A 26879-nucleotide genomic window follows, 5' to 3' on the forward strand; every position below is an offset into this window, starting at 1 on the left:
GGCGAACGGCCTTTAACGCCGGTAGCTTAACCTGATGAGCACCACCAACGTCACGTTCTGCAAATCCTGGTTTCGAGCCAAGAAGCAAGCCATCGAAGCTTGGGACGTAGATCGCGCCAGACAGGCCCACGCCGCAGGCACTTTGTACACGGTGCTGATCGGATCACCTCAAAGACCAACGCACTTCATCGAAGTGAACTTAAGATCTTGTGGCGTTGGGTTTCTGGACGAGAACTTGCGCGAATATATGTCGTACTCGTTTCAAGAGGCCGGCGACGGTAGGGTTTTCCTTTCGATGGCAACTCACCGCGAGTTTGAAGGAACCTCAGACCAAGTCATTAGTGGTACGAACTACCTATTCGACCCGATTGGCACTACAAATATCCAGAAGAAAATTCTCCATCCTCATTGCTCGATTGAAAACGCCAGTGCTCAGATTGACGTGAGTGGTAACTATGAACAGTTCCCGATCTTCGGCGCCTACGACGCGCTTCTGAAGCGAGAGCGCTTCCCGGTTCAGTCCGTCTAGGATCGAAAGCCGCCCTAGGCCGCCTCCTCCACCCAGTCCTTGCGCAGCGGCCTCACCGCGAACAGGGCCAGGAGGGCGGCGACCAGGTAGAGACTGACCAGCGCCACCGCCGAGTAGCGCAGCGCCTCGTCGCCGAAGCGCGGCTTCATGACGTCGCTGATCCCGCCCAGCAGCCACGAGCCGGCGCCGATGCCGATCAGGTTGTTGATGAACAGGAAGCACGCCGCCGCCGTGGCGCGCATGGATGGCGGCACCAGGTGCTGGGCCGCCGTGGTCAGCGGTCCGACGAACAGGATGTTCAGCGCGTTGGGGATCAGCAGGAACAGCCACGCCATCACCGGCGACGGCGACATCAGCCCCGCCACGAACAGCGGCGCGGTGACCAGCCAGGCGAAGGACGAGACCCGGGCGTAGGCGCCGCGGTCGGCACGGCCCAGCCGGTCGGCCAGCACGCCGCCGAGATAGACCCCGGTGGTCCCGCCCGCCAGCAGCAGCGAGCCGTAGAACCAGGAGGTGGCGGTCAGGTCGAAGCCGTAGGCCTGGATCAGGATCGAGGGCACCCAGAAGGCTAGGCCGTAGCCCGCCGTGCTGCTGGCCGCCGCGGCGAAGGCCAGCAGCCAGAAGCTGGGCTTGCGGGCCAGGATGGCGAACACCGCGCCGACCGGCGCGTGGCCGCCCGGCGCCGCCACGCGCGGCGGCTCCTTGACCACCAGCCGGAAGATCGGCGCGATCACGACGCCGGCCAGGCCGATGACGACGAAGGCCGCGCGCCAGTCGACCGCCTTGGCGATCGCCGCGCCGAACAGCACGCCCATGGCCAGGCCGACCGGAATGCCCATCGAATAGATGCTCATCGCTCGGGCTCGCCGCTCGGGCGGGAAGTACTGCGAGATCAGGGCGTAGCTGGGCGCGACGCCGCCCGCCTCGCCCACTCCGACGCCCAGGCGGAACAGGAACAGCTGCCAGAAGCCGCCGGCGAAGCCGCACAGCGCGGTGAACCCGCTCCAGACCACCAGCGCCCCGGTAATCACCCAGCTGCGGCTGGTGCGGTCGGCGACCAGCGCCAGCGGGATCGCCAGGGTCGAATAGAGCGCGGCGAAGGCGATGCCGCCCAGCGCGCCCAGCTGGGTGTTGCTCAGGCCCAGGTCCGCCTTGATCACCGGCGCCAGGATGCCGAGGATCTGCCGATCCAGCCAGTTGAAGGTGTAGACGACCAGCAGCATCGCCAGCACCAGGCGGGCATAGGCGGGGCTCGAGGTCGGCGCGCGCGTCTCGTCGGTCATGGTGGGTCCTCGCGATCGGAAAAGGCGTCAGGGACAAGGAAGGGCTAGGCGCGCCCCTGCGCGGCCTTGGCGGCGATGAAGGCGGGCCGGGCGGCCAGCCGGTCCCAGTAGGCCGAGATCTCAAGGCTGAACTTGTGGTCCAGGCCCAGGTCGCGGGCGGACATCAGGGCGAAGCCGACGCACAGGTCGGCCATGGTGAAGCGTCCGGCGCACAGCCATTCGCGATCGGCCAGGGCGCGGGTCAGATGGCGCAGACGCGACAGGAACCACTGGGCGTAGTCGTCGGCCACCTGTTTCAGGCGACGCTCCTCCGGCTCCAGCCGGCTGTAGCGCAGCACGATCGTCTGGGGGAACGTCAGCGTCGCCTCGCTGCGATGCAGCCAGTCCAGCCACAGCCCGTAGTCCGGCTCGTCGACGCCGACGGCCAGGGGCGTGGGACCATGGCGAGTGGCCAGATATTGCGGGATCGCGGCGGACTCGGTCATCCGAACGTCGCCGTCGATCAGCAGCGGCACGGTGCCCAGCGGGTTCGTCGCCAGATAGTCGGGCGCCAGCACCCGCGGCGGAAACGGCAGCACATGCAGGCGGTAGTCGAGCCCCATCTCTTCCAGGGCCCAGAGGGCGCGGAAGGAGCGCGTGTCGACGCAATGGTAGAGTTCGATCATGCCCGGCCTGTTCCCGTCCCGAAGGCTTGGCCCGGCGTCGCGACGACGGCTCGCGCGACGCTTCTTCTTGTGCGACCAAGCCTCTTTTCATCGGCCGGACGGCGGTCGTTGTCAAAACTTTTGTACGACAATCTTTTGGCTGTGGTGGTACAAAATTCGCAACACCAAACCGCGCCCTTCCCCCTGAAGAGCCGGGCAAGAAACGTAGGAATGGGAGAGCGTTACGGATGACTTCACGCGGGAAACACGGCTTCGACGCCGCCAGGCTCGGCCGCATCGATGCGTTCCTGAAGGAACGGTACCTGGACTCCGGCAAGCTGCCCCACGCCCAGATCCTGATCAGCCGCGACGGCGAGATCGCCCACTTCAGCAGCCAGGGCGCGGCGCGCGAGGGATCGGCCAAGGCGATCGACGAAGGCTCGATCTTCCGTATCGCCAGCATGACCAAGCCGATCACCTCGGTGGCCTTCATGATGCTGGTCGAGGAAGGCAAGGTGGCGGTCGACACCCCGGTCGCCGACATCCTGCCCGAGTTCAAGGACGTCGGCGTCTACAACGGCGGCGGGGCCGGCGTACCGTTCCTGACCAAGGCGCCGGCCGAGCCGATGCGCATGCTGGACCTGCTGCGCCACACCTCGGGCCTGACCTACGGTTTCCAGAACCGTAGCAATGTCGACGCGGCCTATCGGGCGACGAAATCGAACGCCGGCCCGGTCGAGAACTGGCATGGCGAGCACGACCTGGACGGATTCATCGCCGACCTGGCCAGGACGCCGCTGGAGTTCTCGCCCGGCCAGGCCTGGAACTATTCGGTCTCGACCGATGTGCTGGGCGCCGTGGTCCAGCGGGTGTCGGGCATGCCGCTGGACCGCTTCCTGGCCGAGAAGATCTTCGCGCCGCTGAAGATGCACGACACCGCCTTCGTCGTGCCGGAGAGCAAGGCCGACCGGCTGACCGACTGCTATGTCTGGGCCGGCCCGGGCGTCGGGCGCGTGATGTACGACCGCGGCGCGGAAAGCGTCTGGCTGCGCCAGCCCAAGCTGGTCTCGGGCGGCGGCGGCCTGGCCTCGACCGCCCTCGACTATCACCGCTTCTGTCTGATGCTCGCCAACGGCGGGGAGTTGGACGGCGTCCGCATCCTGGGCCGCAAGACCATCGAGCTGATGACGATGAACCACCTGCCCGGCAAGTCGGACCTGGCGAGCCTGTCCAAGTCGCTGTTCAGCGAGACCACGAACGCCGGCGTCGGCTTCGGCCTGGGCTTCGCGGTCACCCAGGACGTGGCCAAGGCGATGATCCCGGGCTCGGCCGGCGAATATTACTGGGGCGGCATGTTCACGACCGCCTTCTTCGTCGACCCGGTCGAGAAGATCCACATGGTCTTCATGACCCAGCTCAGCCCGTCGATGCTGTATCCGATCCGCCGCGAGCTGAAGACGCTGATCTATTCGGCCCTGACCTAAAAGGAACGCCCGCTCGGCCAAGGCCGGGCGGGCGCAGTTCATGAGGTAAGCAGACAAAGGTCCGGATCACCGCCGCCGCGCCGGAGCCCGGCGACGGCGACCCGGTCGGGGAATTACCAGCGGTAGGTCGCGCTCACGCCGAAGGTGCGCGGGCGGCTGTAGCGGTTGGCCAGCGGGATATCGACCTGCTGCAGCTTCAGGATCGGGACCACCTGGTCGGTCAGGTTCTTCACGAACACCGCCACTTCCGTGCGGCGGTACTCGGCGCCGAAGCGCAGGTCCACGTTGTCGATGTCCTCGAGCGGGATGAACGGCGTGGACGCGGTCACGGTGTCCTGGCCGCCGCCGCGCGAGCCGTTGTAGGCCACGTTGGCGAAGCCCGTGACGCCGGCGACGATCGGCGCGCGGTAGTTGAGGTTCGCCGACATCGTCCAGTCGGGGGTCTGGGCCACCGAGCTGTTCAGGATCGGCGCGCCCGGGGCGGTCTTCACCTTGATGTACTTGGCGCTCTGGTTGGCGGCGTTGAGGCCGACCGTCAGGCGCCCTGGGCCGACCTTGAAGGCCGCGTCCAGCGCCGCTTCGATACCCTTCACCTCGGCGGTGCCGGCGTTCAGGTTGAAGTTCTGGCCGGCCTGCAGGCAGGCGTTGGCCACGGTGCAGCCGTCCGAGACGCTGGCGATCGCGTCGGAGGTCCGCGACGTGTAGGCCGAAAGGCGCAGGAACACGGCGCGGGCGATCGTCGACTTCACCCCGACTTCGTAGCTGGTGGTGTTCTCGTTGTCGTAGGTCGGCTGCAGCGGGTTCGGGGCCACGGCGACGATCGCGCCGTTGTTCACGCCGCCCGCCCGATAGCCCGTGCCGGTCTTGGCGTAGGCCAGGGTCGAGGGATTGAACCGGTAGCTGACCGTGGCCGCGTAGCTGGGCGAGCTCTGGTCGAACTTGTAGGTCGAGGGCGTGCCGACGGGCGTGGTCGTGTAGAGGCGATAGTCTGCCTGGGTCGCGGTCTTCTTGTCCTTGGAGTACCGCAACTCGCCGCTCAGCGACCACGGACCGACGTCGTACTTCAGTGAGCCGTAGATCGCCGCCGAGCGGTATTCCGACGGGACGACGCGGTGGCCGCCATAGGCCGCCGTGATGACCGCCGGGCAGTTCAGCGCCGTCGGGATCAGCTTGTAGCAGATCGGCTGGGTCGGCGTGCCGCCGCAGATGCCGGAGGTGGCGGTCACCGTGCAGGGCGTGGTGACGACGTCGCGGACATAGGTGTCGTCCTGCGCCAGGAACTCGACGCCCGTCAGCCATTGCAGGGCGCCGTCGTGCAGGTCGCCCGTCAGGTGGACGTCCTGATAGAGCGTCTGGTCCTTGGCGTTGGTCGAGGTGCCGCCCAGCGGATAGAGACCGGCCCAGCCCCTGGCCTGGAAGCTGGCCTCGGTGGCCAGATCGACCGCGGCGGCGAAGTCCTGCATCGACCGGGAGAACGAGACCATCGAGGTCGAGGTCAGGGTCGCCCAGCCCAGCTGGTAGTTGGCGATCAGCATCGTGCGCCGCTCGACTTGGCGCAGGCCGTTCTTGACGTCCGAACCGATGTCGTAGCGCGGACCGGTGTAGCCCTGCGGCAGGTAGGCGACCTTGCCGGCGGGGATCACCCACTGGTTGGCGAAGGTCGGCAGGTTCATGTCCTGCGCGTCGAACATCAGGTTCACGTCCAGCGGCCCGTCGCTGTGGCGGATCTGGGCGCGGACGATGTAGCCGTCGGTGTGGTCGTAGTACTTGTTCTGGTTGGGATTGTTGTAGATTCCGCCGCCCTGCCCCGTGACCTGAGCGCTCAGACGGACGGCCGTGGTGTCGCTGATCTTCTGGTTGACGACGCCTTCCAGGCGCACCTGCTTGAGGTCGTCGGTATAGGTGGCCGACACGCGGCCGGTGTCCTTGAACAGCGGCTGGGCCAGGACGACGTTGACGGTGCCGAATTCGGAGTTGCGGCCGTAGAGCGCGCCCTGCGGGCCCTCCAGCACCTCGATGCGCGAGATGTCGAAATAGTCGATCCGCTTGAAGTTGCGGCCGCCCAGGGTGCTGCTGCCGACATAGGCGCCGTTGACGAACAGGCCCACGCCCGAGTCGGCGCTGGTGGCGCGCTGGGTGCCCGACCCGCGGACCGACACTTCCGCCAGGTTCTCGCTCTGCAGGCTGTTGAAGCGCACGCCTGGCACCAGCTGGAGCAGGTCGCCGACGCCTTCGATCGGGCTCTTGGCCTCGAGCTGGTCGATCCCCAGGGCGGTGATCGTCGAGGGAACGTCGCGCACGGCCTCCTCGCGACGGCGGGCGGTGACGACGACGTCGCCGAAGGTGGTCACGGCGCTCTCGGTCTTGCTGGCCTCATTGGCCGCCGGGGCGGTTTGAGCGGTCGCCGCCCCTGGGGCCATCGCCGCGATGAGGGCGACAGCGGACGAGCACGCAAGCCAACGGACCATGCTTATTTCCTTCCCCGATTTGATGCCGACGTTTTTCCTGTCGGCTGAGCTGGACAATCCTCTGGGCTCGCCCCGCTGTCAACATTGTACGACAATCTTTGTCCAATTGCGTTACGTCATATGCGTTATGAGCCGTCCCACGCCCAGTCGGCCGCGCGCGAAACCCGAGGCCGGACAGGGCCGAAGCGCGGAGATCCATGGATTCCCTTGGCTTGGCACGGCTCGACAAGGGTTCTCGGCCAAAGGCCGCCAGGCGGGCGGGCCGGAATCACGCCCGTTCAGGCGCGCAAGCTGATCGCGTCGCCGCCTCCGACCACGCGCCGCCAGGGACCTGACCAGCTTGCCGGGGCGGCTTGGCGCGAGCCCGATCGCCCAATCATGGATACAATCACTATATTTTTGTCGTACAATCGATTGACACCCGCCGCGGGCGGGTGGTCTCTTCCCCTCGAAGCGTCATCCAGAACGCGGGGGAGTGAATGTCAGCCATGGGTGTTTCCGGTGGACGACCGGGCCTGAAGGTCGCCGTCATGGCGTCGGCGGGCGCCGCGGTCGAGTGGTACGACTTCTTCATCTACGGCACGGCCGCGGCCCTGATCTTCCCCCGCCTGTTCTTCCCGGCCGACCTTCCGCCCTTCGTGGCGCAGATCGCCTCGTTCAGCACCTTCGCGGTCGGTTTTATCGCGCGCCCCCTGGGCGGCATGCTCTTCGGTCACTACGGCGACGTCCATGGGCGCAAGCGCGCGCTGGTCCTGGCGATGTTCGTCATGGGGCTGTCGACGACCCTGATCGGCCTCCTGCCCGGCTATGCCCGTCTCGGCGTCTGGGCGCCGCTGCTGCTGGTGGCGTTGCGCTTCATCCAGGGTCTGGCGGTCGGCGGACAATGGGGCGGCGCGGCCCTGCTGGCGATCGAAAGCGCCCCACCCGGCCGCAGCGGCTTCTACGGCAGCTTCGTCCAGGTGGGCGTGCCGATGGGCGTGGTGCTGGCCAACCTGGTGTTCCTGGGCGTCAGCGCCCTCAGCCCCGAGGGAGCCTTCATCGCCTGGACCTGGCGGATCGGCTTCCTGCTGAGCATCCTGCTGATCGTCATCAGCCTGGTCGTCCATTTCGGCGTTTCCGAGCCGGCGACCGAGACCGCCGCCGGGACGACGCCCCGGACCGCCCCGCGCCGCTCGCCCCTGGCCGAGGTCGCCCTGGGCCACTGGCGCGAAATCCTGCTGGCCGGCGGCGCGTTCGTCGCCAACAACGCCTGCTTCTACATCGCCATCACGTATTCGGTCGCCTACGGCGCGACGACGCTCGGCCTCGACCGTGACCTTTTGCTGTTCGCCGTCATGGCGGGCAGCCTGGTGATGATCCCGGTCCTGCTGGCCTGCGGCGCGGCCTCGGACCGCTGGGGGCGACGCGGCGTCTTCCTGCTGGGCGCGCTGCTGTCAGGCGTCTGGGCGTTCGCGGTGTTCCCGCTGATCGAGACCGGCAAGCCCCTGGCCGTCGTCCTGGCCATCGCCGTGCAACTGACCTTCATCGCCCTGATGTACGGCCCGCAGGCGGCGTTGTTCGCCGAGCTGTTCCCCAAGTCCGTGCGCTATTCGGGCGCGTCGCTCGGCTACCAGATCGGCGCGGTCGTCGGCGGCGGCTTCGCACCGATCATCGCCACGGCCCTGTTCGCCCACTACCAGTCGCGGACGCCGATCTCGATCTACCTGGCGGCCATGTGCGCCGTCTCGTTCGTCAGCGTCATCCTGCTGGGCCGCCGCATGCGGTCGCGGCTGGCCGACTGAGCTGACCCTCTCCATTCTCGCGTCAGACCAGGAAGGACATCGGCATGATCGACACCAGCAGGCGGACTCTCCTGGGCGCGGGCGCGCTGGCCTCGCTGGGCGGCGCCGTCGCCGCCGCCACGCCGCCGTCGGCGAACGCCCCCAAGACCGCCATCGAGGCGGACCTGCTGAAGTACGTCGGCTTCGGCGAGAAGCGCGCCGGCGGCGCGGGCGACAACGCCTGCGGCGAATGGCTGGCGGCGGAGCTCGCCAAGGCCGGCTACGTGATCGAGAAGCAGTCCTTCCAGGCCCCGTTCTTTGAAGCGACCCAGGCCGAGCTCGTCTGCGGTGAGACCAAGGTCCCGGTCTATCCCCAGCCGATCGTCGTCCCGACCGGTCCCGCCGGCGTTTCGGGGCCGCTGGTGCGGGTCGACCCGGCCGGCCGGTTCGCGGGATCGCTAGACGGCGCGATCGCCCTCGTGGACCTGCCCAGCGCGCGCTGGTCCACCATGATCGCCGGTCCCGCGCGCAAGCCGGTCGAGGCCGCCTTCGCGGCCGGAGCCAAGGCCGTGGTGGCGATCACCAACGGCCCCACGGGCAAGGTGATCGCGCTGAACGCCGACGGCCGCAAGCCGATGTTCGCCGGTCCGGTGGCCCTGCTGGCGCCCGAGCGCGCGGGTCCGTTCCTGGCGGCCGCCTACCAGCGCCAGGAAGCCAAGCTGACGGTCGACGGCAAGGGCGGGACGCGGCCCGCCTTCAACTTCGTCGGCCGGATCGATCGCGGCAAGGGACGCTGGCTGGCGGTGTCCACCCCGCGATCGGGCTGGTTCGGCTGCGCGGCCGAGCGCGGCCCCGGCGTGGCTGTCTGGCTCGACCTGGCCCGCTGGGCCGCCAAGGCCATGCCCGACCACGACCTGGCCTTCGTCTGCAACACCGGCCACGAATACGAGTATCTCGGCGCGTCCGAGGCGATGAAGCAGATTGCGCCGCCGCCCGCCGCGACCCGCTTCTGGCTGCACCTGGGGGCCAATGTCGCCGCCCGCGACTGGCACGAGATCCCCGGACGTTGGGAGCCCCTGCCCAATGTCGACAGCCAGCGCTTCCTGTCGATCACGCCGCAGCTCATGCCGTTGGCCAAGACGATCTTCGCGGGACAGATCGGCTTCGAGGCCCCCGTTTCCAGCGCGGTCCTGGCGGCCGGGGAACTGGAGGAGGTCCTCAAGGCCGGCTACGCGCCGGCGGCGGGCGTCTTCGGCATCCACCGCTTCCACCACACGGCGGAAGACGACGAGCGCTGCCTCGACGCCCCCGCGACCATCGCCGCGGCCCAGGGCTTCCGCAAGCTGCTCAAGGCGGTCGCCGGTTAGCGGCGTCCGACCTCCAAGCGGGCCGGCTTCGGCCGGTCCGCCGCGCGCAGCCGAATCCAGACAGTCAACGACAACAGCGTCGCCGCGACGGCGACGAAGCACGCCGGGCAATGGTCCAGCGGCGTCCACGCGTCCTGCCGGACGCTGCAGAGCGGTCCCGCCGCCAGCCGTTGCGCCGCTTCGCCGAGCGCGACCGCCCAGCTGACGATCGCGACCGCGGCCGCGAGAAGCGCGCCGATGCGGGCGCGGGCCTGGAAGGGTGTCGACATGGGCCGCTCCTGAACATCGCCAGGATAGGGAAAATGCCGGGCTCGCCTTTGACATGTGTCAAAGCCGCCCAACCACGACCGTGACATCGAAGATGGGACAAGATTCGGCGCACGGAGTCCGCATGTCCGCCCCATCAACACCTACCGCAAGTCCGCCCGCGGGCTCGGGCGGATTGCTGCTCTTCTCGGCCGTCGGCGCGCTCGTGGCGTTCTTCTGCGCGGGGCTCAGCCAGGACCCGATCTTCCGCCTGCAGGCCGAGACCTTCGCCTTGGCCGGGGTCATCGCCGCGTTCTTCCTGACCGCCGGGCTGTCGGGCGGGACCCTGCGCGACGAGCCCGACCGCTATTCCGACAACGTCATCAAGGCCGGGGTGATCGCCACCATGTTCTGGTCCGCCGCCGGCCTGCTGGTCGGGGTGATCATCGCCGCCCAGCTATCCTGGCCCCGGATCTTCTATTTCCCCGAGGCCGGGTGGCTGAACTTCGGCCGGCTGCGTCCGCTGCACACCTCGGCGGTCGTCTTCGCGTTCGGCGGCAACGCCCTGATCGCCACCTCGTTCTGGGTGGTCCAGCGCACCTGCAAGGCGCGGCTGGCGGGCGGCATCGCGCCGTGGTTCGTGTTCTGGGGCTACCAGCTGTTCATCGTGCTGGCCGCGACCGGCTACCTGATGGGGGCGACCCAGAGCCGCGAATACGCCGAACCCGAATGGTACACCGACCTGTGGCTGACGGTCGTCTGGGTGACCTATCTGCTGGTCTTCCTCGGCACGATTTGGAAGCGCAAGGAACCCCATATCTACGTGGCCAACTGGTTCTACCTGGCCTTCATCGTCACCATCGCCCTGCTGCACCTGGTCAACAACGCCGGCCTGCCGGTGGGCCTGCTGAACCACAAGTCCTACGGCGTCTTCTCTGGCGTCCAGGACGCCCTGGTCCAGTGGTGGTACGGCCACAACGCCGTCGGCTTCTTCCTCACCGCCGGCTTCCTGGCCATGATGTACTACTACGTGCCCAAGCGCGTGGAGCGGCCGGTCTACAGCTACCGCCTGTCGATCGTGCACTTCTGGTCGCTGATCTTCATCTACATCTGGGCCGGCCCGCACCACCTGCACTACACGGCCTTGCCGCAGTGGGCCCAGACCCTGGGCATGACCTTCTCGATCATGCTGTGGATGCCGTCCTGGGGCGGCATGATCAACGGCCTGATGACCCTGTCGGGGGCCTGGGACAAGCTGCGCACCGACCCCGTCGTGCGGATGATGGTGGTCTCGATCGCCTTCTACGGCATGGCCACCTTCGAAGGTCCGGTGATGTCGATCCGCGCGGTCAACGCGTTGAGCCACTACACCGACTGGACGATCGGCCACGTGCACTCCGGCGCCCTGGGCTGGGTGGGCTTCATCAGCTTCGGCGCGGTCTACTGCATGGTGCCGTGGCTCTGGAAGAAGCCGGCCATGTACTCGAACAAGCTGATCGAGTGACACTTCTGGATCGCGACCACCGGGATCCTGCTCTACATCGCCGCGATGTGGGTGTCGGGCATCATGGAAGGCCTGATGTGGCGGGAATACACCCCGCAGGGCTTCCTCGCCTACAGCTTCATCGAGACGGTCTCGGCCAAGCACGTCGAGAACGTCATCCGCACGGTCGGCGGCCTCATGTACCTGACCGGCGCCCTGATCATGATCGTCAACATCTGGAAGACGATCGCTTCGCCCTCCGTTGCGCCGGCCGACGCCATCGCCGCGCCCGCCCCCGCGATCGCCTGAGGTCCCCGATGTCCGTCTGGAAACACCACACCAAGGTCGAGCGGAACTCGCTGCTGCTCGTCATCGGCATCCTGATCGTCGTGTCGATCGGCGGCCTGGTCGAGATCGCCCCGCTGTTCTGGCTGCAGGGCACGATCGAGAAGGTCGGCGGCGTGCGGCCCTACACCCCGCTGGAGCTGAACGGCCGCGACATCTACGTGCGCGAAGGCTGCTACGTCTGCCACTCGCAGATGATCCGCCCGCTGCGCGACGAGGTCGAACGCTACGGCCATTACAGCCTGGCGGCCGAGAGCATGTACGACCACCCGTTCCAGTGGGGATCCAAGCGCACCGGCCCCGACCTGGCCCGGGTGGGCGGCAAGTACTCCGACAGCTGGCACCGCGATCACCTGATCGACCCGCGCTCGGTCGTGCCGGAGTCGGTGATGCCGCCCTACAAGTTCCTGGCCGAGAAGGAGCTGGACTACCGCGACGTCGCCGACCGGATGAAGACGCTCCGCGCCGAGGGCGTGCCCTACACGGCCGATCAGATCGCCAACGCCAAAAAGGACCTCGAGGCCCAGGCCGATCCGTTCTCCACCGACGCCGTCGCCATGCGCGACCGGTACGGCGGCAAGGCGGCCAACCGCGACTTCGACGGCGACCCCGACAAGATCACCGAAATGGACGCCCTGGTCGCCTACCTGCAGATGCTGGGCACGACCGTGGACTTCAAGTCCTACAAGGCCCAGTCGCCGGAAAACATGCGATGAGCGGCCTCTCCTACGAAACCGTGGCGCGGTTCGCCCAGCAGGGAGGGCTGATCTATTTCGGCCTGATCTTCCTCGCCGGCGTCTTCTACGCCCTGCGGCCCTCGAAGAAGGCCGAATTCCACCACGCCGCGCGCATGCCGCTGGACGACGAGGAGCTGCCCTGATGGCGTCCGAACGCAAAACCGACGAGGTCACCGGGACCGAAACCACCGGTCACGAATGGGACGGCATCCACGAACTCGACACCCCCCTGCCCCGCTGGTGGCTGTGGGTGTGGTGGGGCACGATCGCCTTCTCCGTCGTCTACTGGCTGCTGATGCCCGCCTGGCCGGGCCTGACCGGCTACACCAAGGGCCTGCTGCATAAGTCCGACCGGGTCGAGGTGGGCCGCGAACTGAGCGCGCTCGAGGTCCAGCGCGGCGCCGGCGCGGCCCAGCTGCGTACGGCCAGCCTCGAGCAGATCGAGAAGGATCCCAAGCTGCAGGCCTACGCCCAGCAGGTGGGCCAGTCCGTCTTCGGCGACAACTGCGCCACCTGCCACGGCATCGGCGGCACGGGCGGCAAGGGCTATCCCAACCTGCGCGACGACGTCTGGCTGTGGGGCGGCAAGCTGGAGGACATCCAGTACACGATCACCCACGGCGTCCGCACCGGCGCGCCTGGGGCCCGAGCGTCGCAGATGCCCGCCTTCGGTCGCGACGAGATGCTGCAGCCCGCCCAGATCGACGACCTGACCGAGTATGTCGTGCACCTGTCCGGCCGGCCGGCCGACGCGAGCGCCGTGGCCCGCGCGGCCCCGCTCTTCCAGGACCAGTGCGCCGCGTGCCACGGGGCCGAGGGCAAGGGCGATCCCGCCTTCGGCGCGCCCAACCTGACGGACGGGGAGTCCCTCTACGGCGACTCCCGGACGGCCATCCGCGGCCAGATCTTCGCCGGCAACGGCGGCGTCATGCCCACCTGGAACGGCCGTCTCAGCCCGGAAACCATCAAGGCGCTCTCGGTCTACATCCACGCAAACGCGGGCGGTCAGTAGGGCCTATGGCCACGGTCATCGACAAGACCCGGTCCCAGAACGACAACCGTCCGGCGGTCTCGGCCGCCGAACGGGGCAAGCGCAAGGGCGACGCGCGCGGCGGCCTCTACAAGCCGCGCGAGCCGATCTACCCCAAGCTGGCCCACGGCCGGTGGCGGGCGGTGAAGTGGGCGGTGCTGATCGCCACCCTGACCCTCTACTATGTCACGCCCTGGATCCGGTGGGGGCGGCCCGACGGCTTTCCGCAGCAGGCCGCCCTGGTCGACTTCACCGGTCGCCGCTTCTACTTTTTCGACATCCAGCTGTGGCCGCAGGAAGTCTACATCTTCACGGGGCTGCTGATCGGCGCGGCGCTGGCGCTGTTCCTGACCACGGCGCTGTTCGGCCGCCTGTGGTGCGGCTACGCCTGCCCCCAGACCGTCTGGACCGACCTCTACATCGTCGTCGAGCGCCTGTTCGAGGGCGACCGCAACGCCCGCATGCGCCTGGACGCCGCGCCGTGGTCGTTCGACAAGGCCTGGCGCAAGGTCGGCAAGCACGTCGCCTGGTTGGGCATCGCCTTCGGGACCGGCGGCGCCTGGATCTTCTATTTCCACGACGCGCCGACGCTGATCCGCACCTTCTGGATCGGCCAGGCGCCGATGACCGCCTACGCCTCCTGCGCTCTGCTGACCGCGACGACCTACATCTTCGCCGGCTGGATGCGCGAGCAGGTCTGCATCTACATGTGCCCCTGGCCCCGGATCCAGGGCGCGATGCTGGACCAGCACTCGCTGCAGGTCACCTATCTGCGCGACCGCGGCGAGCCGCGCGGCAGCCACAAGAAGGGCCAAAGCTGGGACGGCCGGGGCGACTGCATCGACTGCCACCAATGTGTGGTCGTCTGCCCCATGGGCATCGACATCCGGGACGGCAGCCAGCTGGAATGCATCAACTGCGGCCTGTGCGTCGACGCCTGCGACGACATCCTCGGCAAGCTGAACCGGCCGACGGGCCTGATCGCCTACGACACCGACGCCGCCGTGGCCGCTCGGGCGGGTGGCGGCAAGGCGACCTACAAGCCGATCCGTTCCCGGACGATCTACTACGCCCTGGCGCTGACGGTGGTCAGCGGCCTGACCCTGTGGTCCCTGATCGCCCGGCCCAAGGCCGACCTCCACGTGATCCGCGACCGCAACCCGATCTATGTCCGGATGCACGACGGCGCGGTCCGCGAGGGCTACACCCTGAAGATCACCAACCGCACCTTCGCCGACCGCCGCTTCGACGTGACGTTCGACGGCGTCCTTGGGGCACGCCTCAGCCAGCCCGCCCTGAAGAGCGCGGGCATTTCGGTGACCGCCCCCGCCGACCAGGTCGTGTCGCTGCGCGTCTTCGTCACCGCCCCGCCCGACGCCGAGCGTCCGTCCAGCGTGCCAGGCCGCTTCACGGTCCGCTCGGGCGACGTCCATGCCGACGCCGCGACCGTCTTCCTTTCAGGAGCCGCGAACCCGCAATGACCGCCGCCTCCCCGCCCGCGCCAAAGGGACAGATCACCGGCCGGCACGTGCTGATCGGGGTCGTCCTGTTCTTCGCCCTGGTGATCGCCGTCGACGCCGTGTTCATGGTGCTGGCTTACCGGACCTTCTCCGGCCAGGTGGCGTCGAACCCCTACGAGGCCGGGCTGGCCTTCAACCGCACCTTGGCGCAGCGCCAGCGCGAGGCCGCGCTGGGCTGGACCGCCGCCGTGGAGACCCGGGACGGGCAAGCCGTGATCGTGGACGTTCGCGACGCCGCCGGTCGCCCCCTCGACCACCTGTCGCTTACCGGAACCCTGGAACGGCCGGCGACCGAGACCGGTCGGCAGGTCCTGGCCTTCACGCCGATGGGCGGGGGTCGCTACCAGGCTCCCGCGCGGCTGGACGGGGCCTGGGACCTGCGCGCCGTCGCCCGCACGCCCAAGGACGTCTTCGAACTCGAAGCCCGCCTGGTGTCGCGATGAGCGCCGGGCTTGCCCTGCATCGCGACCTGGAGGCCTTCGTCCGCCGCGACGACGCGGGGCGAGGCCAGCTGGACCTGCTGGTCAGCGGCGCGCGCTGCGCGGGGTGCATCAGCAAGATCGAGAAGGCCGTGCGGGACCTGCCCGGCGTCGAGGCCGCGCGCCTGAACCTGACGACCGGCAAGCTGGCCGTCGAACTGGCCGGCCAGGACACCGCCCCGCAGCGGGTGCTGGAGACGGTGGAGGGCCTGGGCTACCGCGCCTGTCTGTTCGACCCCGGCGAGGCCGCCGCCGCCCAGGACCGCGAGGGCCGCGACCTGGCCCTGGCCCTGGGCGTGGCGGGGTTCGGCGCCGGCAACGTCATGATGTTCACGGTGCCGGCCTGGGCCGGGCTGTTCGGGCAGGAACTGAACGCCTCGACCCTGACCGTGATGTACTGGCTGGCCGCCATCGTCGCGACGCCGTGCGCCCTGTTCGCCGGACGGCCGTTCTTTCGCTCGGCCTGGGCCTCGTTGAAGCGTGGCCGGGCCAACATGGACGTGCCGATCTCGATCGGCGTGATCCTGACCCTGATGGTGAGCTTCTCCGAGACCATACTCGGGGGCAGGCACGCCTATTTCGACGCGGCGGTGACCCTGCTGTTCCTGTTGCTGATCGGCCGCTACCTGGACCATCGGCTCCGAGCCGGCGCCCGGTCGGCCGCCCGCGACCTGCTGGCGTTGCAGACGCCGGTCGCGATCCGGCTGGTCGACGGCGTCGAGCGAGGCGTCCCCGTCGCCGAGGTCAAGGTCGGCGATCGCCTGGTCGTGGCGCCGGGAGACCGCATCCCGGTCGATGGCGACGTCGAGACAGGCTGCTCGGAAATCGACAACGCCCTGATCACCGGCGAGACCGCCCTGGCGGCCGTGGGTCCTGGCGTCCGGCTGAACGCCGGAGCGTTGAACCTCACCGGGCGGCTGATCATGAGCGCGACCGCCCGCAGCGAGGACTCGACCCTGGCCGCCATCGCGCGGCTGATGGAGGCCGGAGCCCAGACCCGCTCGGCCTATGTACGGCTGGCCGACAAGGCGGCCGCCCTCTACGTGCCGCTGGTCCACACGGCCGCGGCCCTGACCTTCGTCGGCGGTTGGGCGCTGGGACTGGGGCCGCGCGAGGCGCTGCTGCGGGCCGCCGCCGTGCTGATCGTCACCTGTCCCTGCGCGCTGGGCCTGGCGGTGCCCGCCGTCCAGGTCGCCGCCAGCAGCCGCCTGTTCCGGGGCGGCGTCCTGGTGAAGTCCGGCGCGGCGCTGGAGCGCCTGGCCGAGGTCGACCACGTGGTGTTCGACAAGACCGGCGTCCTGACCCGGGGGCGTCCCGCCCTGATCGGCGCGCCGGCCCATCTGGTGAGGCTGGCCGCGCCCCTGGCCCGCGCCTCGCGACACCCTCTGGCCCGCGCCCTGGCCGCCGAGGCGGGGCTGGGCTTGGTCGCCGAGGCGTGCGTCGAGACCCCGGGCCAGGGCGTGGAAGGCCTGATCGACGGCCGACGCGCCCGCCTGGGCCGCGCCGCCTTCGTCGGGGTGGACGGCGCCGACGCGCGCGAGACCGAACTCTGGTTCGGCTTCGAAGGCGACGTGAAAATCCGCTTCGTCTTCGCCGACAACCTTCGCCCGGACGCCGCCGGCACCGTCGCCGCGCTCCGGCGGCTGGGCCTGCCGGTCGAGATCCTGTCGGGCGATCTGCCCTCGCCTGTCGCCGAGGTCGCCGAGGCGGTGGGCGTGACCGCGTGGCGGGCCGCCCTGACGCCCTTCGACAAGGTCGCGACGATCGAGGCGCTGGCCGTCCAGGGACGCAAGGTGCTGATGGTCGGCGACGGGCTCAACGACGCCGCGGCCCTGGCCAAGGCCCACGCCTCGATGGCGCCCGGCGCGGCGGTCGACGCCGCCCAGAACGCGGCCGACCTCGTGTTCACCGGCGAGGACCTGCGGGCCGTGGTCGAGGCGATCGAGACCGCACGCGAGGCGCGACGTCGCGCCCTGGAGAATTTCGGCTTCTCCGCGCTCTACAACCTCATCGCCACCCCGGCGGCCATGGCCGGGTTGATCAATCCCTTCGTCGCGGCCCTGGCCATGTCCGGCTCGTCCATCGTCGTGCTGCTCAACGCCGCCCGTCCGCGCCTGGGACGACGCCCGCGATGAACATCCTGCTGTTCCTGGCTCCGGCGTCGATCGGCCTGGGGGCGCTGGGTCTGCTGGCCTTCTTCTGGACGATGCGGTCGGGGCAATACGACGACCCCAAGGGCGACGCCGAGCGCATCCTCTACGACCATCTCGAAGACCGCCCGCCGCCCGATCCGGCCGGCAAAACGGACGCCGCACTTAAGTAATCGCCAAGCGCCCAGAGGTCTTCGAAACTGATCGAGGTCAAAGCCCTCCATATCGCACCCCTTAGAGTGAAGACGCGACGGAAACACTGACGTCGCGATCCAGGGGATACGATATGAAGACCTCCATTATTTCGCTCGTCGCCTTGGGCGTGTTTTGCGCCGGCGCCGCGAACGCCCAGGACTTCACCACGAACGCCAAGGGCGACCTGATCGTCCACGTCCGCGCGACGCAGGTCGCGCCGGACAAGGACGCCGCGATCCTGACCGCCTCGGGCGCCGCCACCGGCCTGAAGGCGCACGTCGGCGACGACGTGAAGCCGACGCTGGGCTTCACCTATTTCCTCACCGACAAGGTCGCGGTCGAGGCGATCCTGGGGACGACCCATCACGAAATCCGGGCGCGCGGTCCCGGGACCGACGTGGTCGTCCACGAAGCCTGGGTGCTGCCGCCGGTCGTGACGCTGCAGTACCACCCGCTGCCGGCCGCCCGGGTCAGCCCCTATGTCGGGGCGGGCCTCAACTACATGCTGTTCTACAGGAACAGCGACAAGAACGGCTTCAAGGTCGGGCTCGACGACGGCATCGGCTACGCCCTCCAGGCGGGCGTGAACATCAAGCTCAGGAACCAGTGGCTGGTGAACGCCGACGTGAAGAAGGTCTTCTTCGACACCGACGCCAAAATCAACGACGGCGCGCTGAAGGCGAAGGTCGATCTCGATCCGCTCGTCACCTCGGTGGGCCTGTCCCACCTGTTCTAGACCGGCCGGACGCCTCGCCCCAGCCTCGATGCTCGGGCGAGGCCCCCATCCGACGCCCGCCGGCGGCGGCGCGCCGGCTTTTTGACGAACATCAAGGCCGGCCGGGCGATCGGGAGCCATGAAGCGACCGTACCCTTCGAAAGCCTCGATCGATGCTCCTCTCCGCCGAACAGCGTGCGCACGCCCAACGTAACTTGCCGCGCTACACCAGCTATCCGACGGCCCTCGCCTTCCAGGCGGACCAGGCGGCCGTCGGCCAAGGCTGGTTCGGCGCGACCCGGCCGGACGACCGCCTGTCGATCTATGTCCATGTGCCGTTCTGCCGTCGGCTTTGCTGGTACTGCGGCTGCCACACCACGATCACCCACGGCTACGAACGCGTCGCCGCCTATGCCGACCTGCTCGGGCACGAGATCGATCTGGTCGCCCGACGCCTGGGCGAGCACGACGGCCTGACCCATCTGCATTTCGGCGGCGGCAGCCCCAACGCCCTGAACCCGGCCGACTTCCAGCGCCTGGTCGAGCGCCTCAAGCGCGTCTTCGGCCTGAGGCCCGGCGCCGAAGTCGCCGCCGAGCTGGACCCGGGCCTGCTGTCTGACGCCTTCATCGAGGCCGTCGGCGACGCCGGCGTCACGCGCGTGAGCCTGGGGGTCCAGACCTTCGATCCCCGGGTCCAGGCCCTGGTCAACCGCGTCCAGCCGATCGAGCAGGTCGCCCACGCCGTCCACGGCCTGCGCCAAGCGGGGGTGCGCGGCATGAACTTCGACCTGATGTACGGCCTGCCCGGACAGACGGTGGAGAACGTCCACGACTCCGCGCGCCGCGCCGCCGAGATGCGCCCCGACCGCGTGGCGGTCTTCGGCTACGCGCACGTCCCGTGGATGAAGAAGCACCAGGTCATGATCCGCGAAGCCGACCTCGCCGACCTCGACGAGCGCTGGGCCCAGGCCGAGGCCGCCGACGCCGCCCTGGTCGGGGCAGGTTATGTCCGCATCGGCCTGGACCACTACGCCCTTCCCGACGATCCCCTGAGCAAGGCGGCCATGACGGGACGCCTGCGACGGAACTTCCAGGGCTATACCGACGACCCCGCTCCCGTGCTCGTGCCGATCGGTCCCTCGTCCATCGGCCAGTTCCGCGAGGGCTTCGTCCAGAACCTGGCGCCGACCGACCAGTGGGCCGCCCGGATCGCCAAGGGCGAACCGCCGCTCGCCCGCGCCCTGGCGCTGAGCGACGAGGACCGCCTGCGCGCCGCCGTCATCGAGCGCCTGATGTGCGGCCTGACGGTCGATGTCGAGGCGACATGCCGGGAGCACGGCTTCCCCCCGGACCACCTCGCCGGCGGCCTCGGCGCGCTCGACGCCCTGCAGATCGCGGGATTCTGCGTCCGCGACGGCGGGCGGGTGACCATTCCCGAAGGAGCCCGGCGGCTCATGCGGGTCGTGGCGGCAGCTTTCGACGCCCGCCTCCCGGTCGCCCCGGCCCGCCACGCGAAAGCGGTCTGAACCCGACGCTCGAACGTCGGAACCGATCGACAAGGCTTTCGGCTATGACGAAATCGCCGAACTGAGGCAGGCTTCCCGGAACAAGGTCACGATCTTCGTCCGGCGGATCCACCAGGAGCCCGCGCGCCCGAAGATCGAAGCGATCCACGGGGCCCGTCGCCATGGAATTCCATCGAAGCCTGCGCGTCCCGCTGCTCTACGCCGCGGTGCTCGTGCTGGTCCTGGTCTGCGTCTATCTCGTCAGCCGGCCTCACGGAATCCATCTCGTCCAGGCCCAGGTGCTGGCCCAGGACAGCCAGGGCTATGCGCCGCCTCCGCGTCGCGTGGACTGGCGCGACATCCCCGGCCAATGGCGGACCGTCGCCCTGCCCCACGCGCCCCGCCCCGAGGTCCGGACCCAGCCCGGCGAGGCGGACGCCCTGCCCACGCGCACCACCTGGTACCATTTCCAGCTCGGACCGGGGCAAGCGCCGCCGCCCGACGCCTATCTCTACATCCCGCGCTGGAAGACCGACGGCGAGATCGCGATCTATGTCGACGGCGCGCTGTTCTACCAATCGCACGCCAATCTGCAGTGGAACGGCTCGAACCGGCCGCTGTGGATTCCGCTGGAGGACGCGGCCGAGACCACGCCGCCCAAGGACATCCTGATCCGCATCCGCCACGTCCGGGGCCTGGGCGGGGCGCTGTCGACCCTATGGCTGGGCGACTACCGCCAGCTGGGCGCGGCCTACTACGTGCGCGACTTCTTCCAGATCGAGCTGCCCTATCTCAGTTCGGCGATATTCCTCGGGACCGGCATCTTCGCCTTCCTGGTCTGGCTCGGGCGACGGCGGGAGACGTTGCTGCTGCTCTTCGCGGTGATGAGCATCGTGGCGCTGCTGCGGGTGATGCACACCTTCATGGGAACGGACCGGTTGCCGATCCCGGACGCCTGGTTCGGCTGGCTGACGGTCAATGCGCTGAGCTGGATGATCCTGATCGCCCAGCTGTTCCTGGTCAGGCTGCATCATCATCGCCAGCCCTGGCTCACCGCCCTGATCGCGACCACCAGCCTGGCGGTCAACCTGCTGACCCTGCCGCTCTTCGCCGGCACGTTCGACGCCACGATCGTGTCGCCGATCGTCTATCTGGTCATGGGGGTCCTGGCGATCACCACCTTCGGCCTCGGCTTCCACCGAAGCTGGCGGGCGCGTTCGCGGGAAGGCGTGGTCCTGGCCGCCTGGGGGCTGCTGAGCGTCCTGGCCGGCGCCTACGACCTTCTGCTCCAGAACAACCTGGTCAACATCGAGGGCCTGTTCCTCAACATCTATGCCGAGATCGGACTGATCGTCGCCTTCTGCCTGATCATGCTGAACCGCTACATGCGGGCGATGAGCGAGGTGGAACACGCCAACGCGGTGCTGGCCGAACGGCTGGCCGCGCGCGAGGCCGAACTGACCGAAAGCCACCAGAAGCTGCGCGAGGTCGAGCGGCGCGAGGTGCTGCACCGGGAACGCCAGCGGCTGATGCAGGACATGCACGACGGGCTCGGCTCGTCCCTGGTCAGCGCCCTGCGGGTGGTCGAGCACGGCAGGATCGACGAGCACGAGATCGCCCAGCTCCTGAAGAGCTGCATCGACGACCTGAAGCTGACCATCGACTCGATGGAGCCGGTCGAGACCGACCTGCTCCTGCTGCTCGGCACGCTGCGTTTCCGCCTCCAGCCGCGGCTCGAAGCCACGGGCGTCAAGCTGCGGTGGGAGGTCCAGGACGTGCCGCCGCTGGCTTGGCTGGACCAGCGCCATTCGCTGCACATCCTGCGCATCCTGCAGGAGGCCTTCACCAACGTGATCAAGCACGCCGGCGCCGGCGAGATCCGGCTGGCCACCGAGGCGCGCGACGGTTTCGTGCGGGTCAGCGTGGTCGACAACGGACATGGGTTCGATGTCTCGGCCGCCGCCGAAGGCCGCGGCCTGGGCAACCAGGCCCGTCGCGCGGCGGCGATCGGCGGCCGGGTCGAGCTGGTATCGGGACCGGACGGAACCGCCTTCACCCTGCTGCTGCCGATCGTCGGCCAGCTCCGCGAGGCCGTCGAACTCACGACACCTTGATCAGGACGTCGCGCAAGGTCGCCGTCAGTTCGGCGATATGGCCGACGTCGGCGATCAGGGGCGGCGAGAGCGCGACGATGTCGCCGGTCACGCGGACCAGGAGGCCCGCTTCGAAACAGGCGACCAGCACGTCGTAGCCGCGCGCGCCCGGCTGGCCGTCCCTGGGCGCCAGCTCGACGCCGCCCATCAGGCCGATGGCGCGGACGTCGATCACGTGGGGCGCGTCGGCCAGGGCGTGCAGCGCCTGGCCCCAGGTGGCTTCGAGCCCCGCCACGCGGGTCAGCAAGCCCTCGTCCTGATAGAGGCCCAGCGTCGCCAGGCCCGCCGCGCAGGCCACGGGATGGCCGGAATAGGTGTAGCCGTGGAAGAGCTCGATCTGCGGCTCGGGGCCGGTCATCAGGGCGTCGTGGACCTTGCGGCTGGCGAACACCGCGCCCATCGGCAAGGCGCCGTTGGTGATGCCCTTGGCCACGGTCACGAGGTCCGGGACCACGCCGAAATAGTCCGTGGCGAACGGCGCGCCCAGCCGCCCGAAGCCGGTGATCACCTCGTCGAAGATCAGCAGGATCCCGTGGCGGTCGCAGATCGCGCGCAGGCGCTCCAGATAGCCCTTCGGCGGCGGCAGGACGCCGGCGGACCCCGCCACGGGTTCGACGATCACCGCCGCGATCGTCTCCGCGCCATGCAGCGCGACCAGGCGCTCGAGATCGTCGGCCAGCTCGGCGCCGTGCTCGGGCAGGCCCCGCGAGAAGGCGTTGCGGCCCAGGTCGTGCGTGTGGCGCAGATGATCGGCGCCGTTCAGCAGCGGGAAGACGCGCCGATTGTTGACCAATCCGCCGACCGAGATGCCGCCGAACCCGACGCCGTGATAGCCGCGCTCGCGGCCGATGAACCGGGTGCGCGTCCCCTGCCCGATCGCCCGCTGATAGGCCACGGCGATCTTCAGGGCGCTGTCGACGGCCTCGGAACCCGAGTTGGCGAAGAAGATCCGGTCCAGACCGGCCTCCGGACCGCCCGGCGCGATCGCGGCCAGGGCCTCGGCGAACTGGAAGGCGACCGGGTGGCCCATCTGGAAGGACGGCGCATAGTCCAGGTCCAGCAGCTGGCGCGACACCGCCTCGGCGATCTCGCGGCGCCCGTGGCCGGCGTTGACGCACCAGAGGCCCGCCGTGCCGTCGAGGATCCGGCGGCCGTCCGCGCTGGCGTAGTACATGCCCTCGGCGCCCGCCAGCAGACGCGGCGCGGCCTTGAACTGGCGGTTGGCCGTGAACGGCATCCAGTAGTGGTCGAGGTTCAGATTGGTGTCGGGCATGCAAAATCCTACTCAATGAGTAGAGAAATCCACGCCGCCGCCTCGTCGCGCAATCCCCCCGCTTTCCTGATAAATCTGCGTGCCCAATCAGAATTTTTCCGCTCAGCTGAACGCCGATTAGAGAAGCTTGGCTTATCGGGAGGAAATCTCGGTTTGAATCCCCATTCATTCAGTAGGAATTCTCGGGCGAACGAAAAACCGGCGTTTTTGCCTCAAGAGCGTGCGCCGCAAGCGGGGATTATCCAGTGATCAAGCGTCTACTCATCGGGACCGCCGCCGGCGCCCTGACCGCCTCCCTAGCCAGTGCGGCCTTCGCCCAGGCGACCAACACCGAACTGGAGCAGGTGATCGTCACCGCCCAGCGCCGGGAACAGTCGGCCCAGGACGTGGGCGTGGCCCTGTCGGTGATCTCGGGCGAGCAGCTGGTCGCGCGCAGCGTCGCCACGGTCAATCAGTTGCAGTACGCCACGCCCAGCCTGGAGATCACGCCGCAGTTCGGCAGCGGCCAACCCAGCTTCCGCCTGCGCGGCGTCGGCTTCGACGACTACGCCTCGAACAACTCCTCGACCGTCGGGGTCAGCGTCGACGAAGTGGCCTATCCGATCCAGGCCCAGACCCAAGGGCTGCTGTTCGACATCGCCCGGGTCGAGGTGCTGCGCGGCCCGCAGGGCACGCTCTACGGCCGCAACACCACCGGCGGCGCGATCAACTTCATCACCAACCGGCCGACCACCACCCAGGCGGCCGGGATCACCGCCGAATACGACAGCCACGACCACTTCAAGGCCGAGGGTTACGTCTCGGGACCGATCGGCGACGCCCTGCAGGGCCGTCTGGCCTTCGTCACCGACCAGGGCGGCGCCTGGCAGAAGAACCGCACCACCGGCGAGAAGCTGGGCGACAAGGACAGCACCAGCGTGCGCGGCCAACTGGCCTGGCAGCCCAGCGACAAGCTCGACTTCCTGCTGAGCGCCCACTACGGCCGCGACAAGTCCGAGCCCACCGGCCTCTACCTGTTCAATCCGCTCAGCTACAATTCGGCCCTGCCGACGATCCCGGCCGACACCGACCGCAAGGCCACCGGCTGGGGCGGTTCATCCGCCTTCGCGGACCTGACCGGCATCGCCACCAACGCCAAGCCGTTCCACGACACCGACAGCAGCGGCGTCAGCCTGCGCGCCCACGGCGGCAACGACGCGGTCGACGTGGTCTCGATCACCTCGTACGAGCGCCTGCACCGCAAGGAATACAACGACTGGGACGCCTCGGCCTACGCCTATGCCGGGACCTATTTCGACACCGACGCCAAGGTCTTCTCGCAGGAGGTCCGCGCCTCGTCGAAGACCGAGGGCCCGCTGCAATGGCTGGTCGGCGCCTACTATTCGCGCGAGACCCTGGACGAGGCCTTCTATTCGGACTTCTACCAGTCGCTGCTGTTCGACACCCGCACCAGCTACAACCAGAAGGTCCGCTCGGGTTCGCTGTTCGGCCAGGTCGAATACGCGCTCAACGACAAGCTCAAGCTGATCGGCGGCCTGCGCGGCGAGGATGAGAAGCGCAACCAGTACGACTTCGTCACCGCCGGCGTCTTCGCCCCCGGCGCGCCGCCGACCAACTTCAGCCCCACGGCCGACAAGTCGCTGCACAACAAGACCCTGACCGGCAAGCTGGGCCTGGAGTACCGGCCGGTCGACGGCGTCCTGCTGTACGCCAGCGCCAGCAAGGGCACCAAGTCGGGCGGCTTCACCTCGTACAACGTGGGCGACGCCTCGGCGGTCGACGGCTTCCGGCCCGAGACCCTGTGGGCCTACGAGACCGGCTTCAAGTCCAGCTTCGCCGACAACACCGTCCAGCTGAACGGCTCGGTGTTCTACTACGACTACAAGGACCAGCAGGTTCAGTCGGCGATCTACGACATCAACAACGGCCCGATCGGCGCCATCGTCAACGCCCAGAAGTCGCACATCTACGGCGGTGAACTGGAGCTGACCTGGCGGCCGGCTCCCGGCCTGCGGATCGGCCAGTCGCTGGGCTACAAGACCGGCAAGTTCGACAAGTACACCAACGACCTGGACATCGCCGCCAGCACGGCGGCCGGCCACGCCGTCTATGTCGACCGTACCGGCGCCAAGGTGGGCTTCCCGCCGCTCAGCTATGGCGGCGACGTCTCCTACGGCTGGTCGCTGGGCGACTATCAGCTGGAGGCCGAGGGCAACTACGCCTTCCACGACGAGACCAAGCCGCTGCTGCTGGGCTCGCGCTACAACGTCGACTCCTACTGGCTGGCCAACGCCAGCATCACCCTGACGCCGTCGACCGGCCCCTGGGCGCTCACCCTGTTCGGCCGCAACGTCTTCAACGAGAAGTACGACCTGACCCGCAACTTCTTCCTGCCCTACATCGACATCGCCGCCCCCGGCGAGCCGGCGACCTGGGGCGTGCGCGCCAGCCTGAAGTACTAGCGTCCAAGGCCTCCTCGCCCTCGCGGCGGGGAGGCCGACCGTTCTGGAGAGTTCGATGATCAAGATCGTGTTGTCGGTGCTGGGGGGCCTGGTCGCGCTGGTGGTGGTCGCCGGCTTTGTCGGCTGGTTGCTGCTGCGCGGCCCCGACATCCCCTATGAAAAACTCGAGGCGAAATACGCCACGGCGGCCTCGCACTACGCCGACCTGCCGGGCGGCGTGCGCCTGCACTACAAGGACGAGGGCAAGGCCGACGGGCCGGTGCTGGTGCTGGTCCACGGCTTCGGCGACTCGCACTTCTCGTGGGAAGGCTGGGTCGCGCGCCTGGGCGACCGCTACCGGATCATCACCCTCGACCTACCGGGCCACGGCCTGACCCGCGCCCCGGCCGGCTATGTCGCCAGCGGCGACGGCTACGCCGACCTGATCGACGCCCTGGCCGCCAAGCTGGCCCTGCCCAGGTTCGCCATCGCCGGCAACTCGATGGGCGGCGGCGTGGCCTGGCAGACGGCCGTGCGCTATCCGAACCGCGTGGACGCCCTGATCCTCGCCGACGCCGCCGGCTGGCCGGCGACCACGCTGAAGAAGCCGCCCCTGGCCTTCAAGCTGTTGAAATATTCGTGGGGCCGCGCCTTCCTGCGCTCGATCGACAACAAGCCGCTGATCCGCTCGGGCCTGCGCGGCGAGGTCGGCGATCCCGCCGTGATCACCGACGCCTTCATCGACCGCTGGGCCGAACTGCAGCGCGCCCCGGGCCATCGCGCGATCCTGATGTCGATCCAGCCCGGCAAGCACGGCCAGGCCACCAAGGAGGCTCTCTCGACGATCAAGGCCCCGACCCTGGTGCTGTGGGGCGAGATCGACCCGCTGATCGAAGTAGCCGGCGCGCACAAGTTCGCCGAGGCGATCCCGGGCGCCAAGCTGATCATCTATCCGAAGGTCGGCCACCTGCCCCAGGTGGAGATCCCGCAACGTACGGCCGACGACGTCGCCGCCTTCCTGGCGGACGCCGGCATCCGCTAGCGTCCAGCCCCGGGACCTCTAGAGTAACCC

General features: G+C 68.7%; 21 protein-coding genes and 1 pseudogene. 17 read left to right on the top strand and 5 right to left on the bottom strand.

Annotated elements, in window-relative coordinates:
* The first annotated feature begins 34 nt into the window (after positions 1-34).
* Positions 35-529 (top strand): lytic transglycosylase, encoded by a 495-nt coding sequence (locus BR39_RS26595; RefSeq protein WP_156035830.1) that lies wholly within the window; start codon positions 35-37, stop codon positions 527-529.
* A gap of 14 nt (positions 530-543) precedes the next feature.
* On the opposite strand, the gene BR39_RS0118610 is transcribed toward BR39_RS26595, so the two are convergent.
* The gene (locus BR39_RS0118610) at positions 544-1812 is read right to left on the bottom strand and encodes an MFS transporter (protein ID WP_029914966.1); all 1269 of its coding nucleotides are present in this window, start codon (positions 1810-1812) and stop codon (positions 544-546) included.
* A 44-nt stretch (positions 1813-1856) separates the two neighbouring features.
* Complete coding sequence (locus tag BR39_RS0118615; RefSeq protein ID WP_029914968.1) at positions 1857-2477, bottom strand: glutathione S-transferase family protein; 621 nt, start codon at positions 2475-2477, stop codon at positions 1857-1859.
* A gap of 227 nt (positions 2478-2704) precedes the next feature.
* On the opposite strand from BR39_RS0118615, the gene BR39_RS0118620 reads away from it, so the two are divergent.
* The gene (locus tag BR39_RS0118620; protein WP_029914970.1) at positions 2705-3940 is read left to right on the top strand and encodes a serine hydrolase; all 1236 of its coding nucleotides are present in this window, start codon (positions 2705-2707) and stop codon (positions 3938-3940) included.
* A 113-nt stretch (positions 3941-4053) separates the two neighbouring features.
* On the opposite strand, the gene BR39_RS0118625 is transcribed toward BR39_RS0118620, so the two are convergent.
* Positions 4054-6408, bottom strand: coding sequence for a TonB-dependent receptor (locus BR39_RS0118625; RefSeq protein ID WP_029914971.1), 2355 nt, complete (start codon positions 6406-6408; stop codon positions 4054-4056).
* Between the two features lie 488 nt (positions 6409-6896).
* Between BR39_RS0118625 and BR39_RS0118630 the strand changes: the two genes are divergently transcribed.
* Both BR39_RS0118630 and BR39_RS0118635 read left to right on the top strand, forming a co-directional pair.
* Entirely contained in the window at positions 6897-8189 is a 1293-nt protein-coding gene (locus BR39_RS0118630; protein WP_035018666.1) for an MFS transporter, read from the top strand.
* A 44-nt stretch (positions 8190-8233) separates the two neighbouring features.
* A complete protein-coding gene (locus BR39_RS0118635; protein ID WP_029914975.1) occupies positions 8234-9535 on the top strand; it encodes a hypothetical protein in 1302 nt (433 codons plus the stop codon).
* Here the strand turns inward: BR39_RS0118635 and BR39_RS25425 are convergent.
* A complete protein-coding gene (locus BR39_RS25425) occupies positions 9532-9804 on the bottom strand; it encodes a hypothetical protein (RefSeq protein ID WP_035018668.1) in 273 nt (90 codons plus the stop codon). The two genes, BR39_RS0118635 and BR39_RS25425, sit on opposite strands and share 4 nt — an antisense overlap.
* Positions 9805-9926: 122 nt before the next feature.
* On the opposite strand from BR39_RS25425, the pseudogene ccoN reads away from it, so the two are divergent.
* The 11 genes and pseudogenes from ccoN to BR39_RS0118695 all read left to right on the top strand — a co-directional run bounded on the left by ccoN (position 9927) and on the right by BR39_RS0118695 (position 22054).
* Positions 9927-11573: pseudogene (ccoN, locus tag BR39_RS25430) on the top strand (cytochrome-c oxidase, cbb3-type subunit I).
* Between the two features lie 8 nt (positions 11574-11581).
* A complete protein-coding gene (ccoO, locus tag BR39_RS0118650) occupies positions 11582-12325 on the top strand; it encodes a cytochrome-c oxidase, cbb3-type subunit II (RefSeq protein WP_029914977.1) in 744 nt (247 codons plus the stop codon).
* On the top strand, positions 12322-12489 hold the full coding sequence (locus BR39_RS0118655) for a cbb3-type cytochrome c oxidase subunit 3 (protein WP_029914979.1): 168 nt from the start codon (positions 12322-12324) through the stop codon (positions 12487-12489). Before ccoO ends, BR39_RS0118655 begins: the two co-directional genes overlap by 4 nt.
* A complete protein-coding gene (gene ccoP, locus BR39_RS0118660) occupies positions 12489-13358 on the top strand; it encodes a cytochrome-c oxidase, cbb3-type subunit III (RefSeq protein WP_029914988.1) in 870 nt (289 codons plus the stop codon). The genes BR39_RS0118655 and ccoP overlap by 1 nt, the downstream gene beginning before the upstream one ends.
* A 5-nt stretch (positions 13359-13363) precedes the next feature.
* Positions 13364-14857: a cytochrome c oxidase accessory protein CcoG gene (gene ccoG, locus BR39_RS0118665; protein WP_029914990.1), complete on the top strand. Its 1494-nt coding sequence runs from the start codon at positions 13364-13366 to the stop codon at positions 14855-14857.
* Positions 14854-15339, top strand: coding sequence for a FixH family protein (locus BR39_RS0118670; RefSeq protein ID WP_029914992.1), 486 nt, complete (start codon positions 14854-14856; stop codon positions 15337-15339). The genes ccoG and BR39_RS0118670 overlap by 4 nt, the downstream gene beginning before the upstream one ends.
* Positions 15336-17510 carry a heavy metal translocating P-type ATPase gene (locus BR39_RS0118675; RefSeq protein WP_029914994.1) on the top strand — a complete coding sequence of 725 codons (2175 nt, stop codon included), beginning with the start codon at positions 15336-15338 and terminating at the stop codon, positions 17508-17510. Before BR39_RS0118670 ends, BR39_RS0118675 begins: the two co-directional genes overlap by 4 nt.
* Positions 17507-17698, top strand: coding sequence for a cbb3-type cytochrome oxidase assembly protein CcoS (gene ccoS, locus BR39_RS0118680; RefSeq protein ID WP_029914996.1), 192 nt, complete (start codon positions 17507-17509; stop codon positions 17696-17698). Before BR39_RS0118675 ends, ccoS begins: the two co-directional genes overlap by 4 nt.
* Before the next feature lie 113 nt (positions 17699-17811).
* Positions 17812-18456, top strand: a complete 645-nt coding sequence (locus BR39_RS0118685; RefSeq protein WP_029914998.1) for an OmpW family outer membrane protein — start codon at positions 17812-17814, stop codon at positions 18454-18456.
* 152 nt (positions 18457-18608) lie between these two features.
* On the top strand, positions 18609-19961 hold the full coding sequence (gene hemN, locus BR39_RS0118690; protein WP_029915001.1) for an oxygen-independent coproporphyrinogen III oxidase: 1353 nt from the start codon (positions 18609-18611) through the stop codon (positions 19959-19961).
* Between the two features lie 161 nt (positions 19962-20122).
* Complete coding sequence (locus BR39_RS0118695) at positions 20123-22054, top strand: ATP-binding protein (RefSeq protein ID WP_051695901.1); 1932 nt, start codon at positions 20123-20125, stop codon at positions 22052-22054.
* On the opposite strand, the gene BR39_RS0118700 is transcribed toward BR39_RS0118695, so the two are convergent.
* Positions 22041-23366 (bottom strand): aspartate aminotransferase family protein, encoded by a 1326-nt coding sequence (locus BR39_RS0118700; RefSeq protein WP_029915005.1) that lies wholly within the window; start codon positions 23364-23366, stop codon positions 22041-22043. The genes BR39_RS0118695 and BR39_RS0118700 overlap by 14 nt on opposite strands.
* 245 nt (positions 23367-23611) lie before the next feature.
* On the opposite strand from BR39_RS0118700, the gene BR39_RS0118705 reads away from it, so the two are divergent.
* Both BR39_RS0118705 and BR39_RS0118710 read left to right on the top strand, forming a co-directional pair.
* Entirely contained in the window at positions 23612-25828 is a 2217-nt protein-coding gene (locus tag BR39_RS0118705) for a TonB-dependent receptor (protein WP_051695903.1), read from the top strand.
* A 55-nt stretch (positions 25829-25883) separates the two neighbouring features.
* Positions 25884-26849: an alpha/beta fold hydrolase gene (locus BR39_RS0118710; protein ID WP_029915009.1), complete on the top strand. Its 966-nt coding sequence runs from the start codon at positions 25884-25886 to the stop codon at positions 26847-26849.
* The last annotated feature ends 30 nt before the right edge of the window (positions 26850-26879 follow it).

This window comes from Caulobacter sp. UNC358MFTsu5.1 (assembly GCF_000712075.1).
Lineage (GTDB): Bacteria > Pseudomonadota > Alphaproteobacteria > Caulobacterales > Caulobacteraceae > Caulobacter.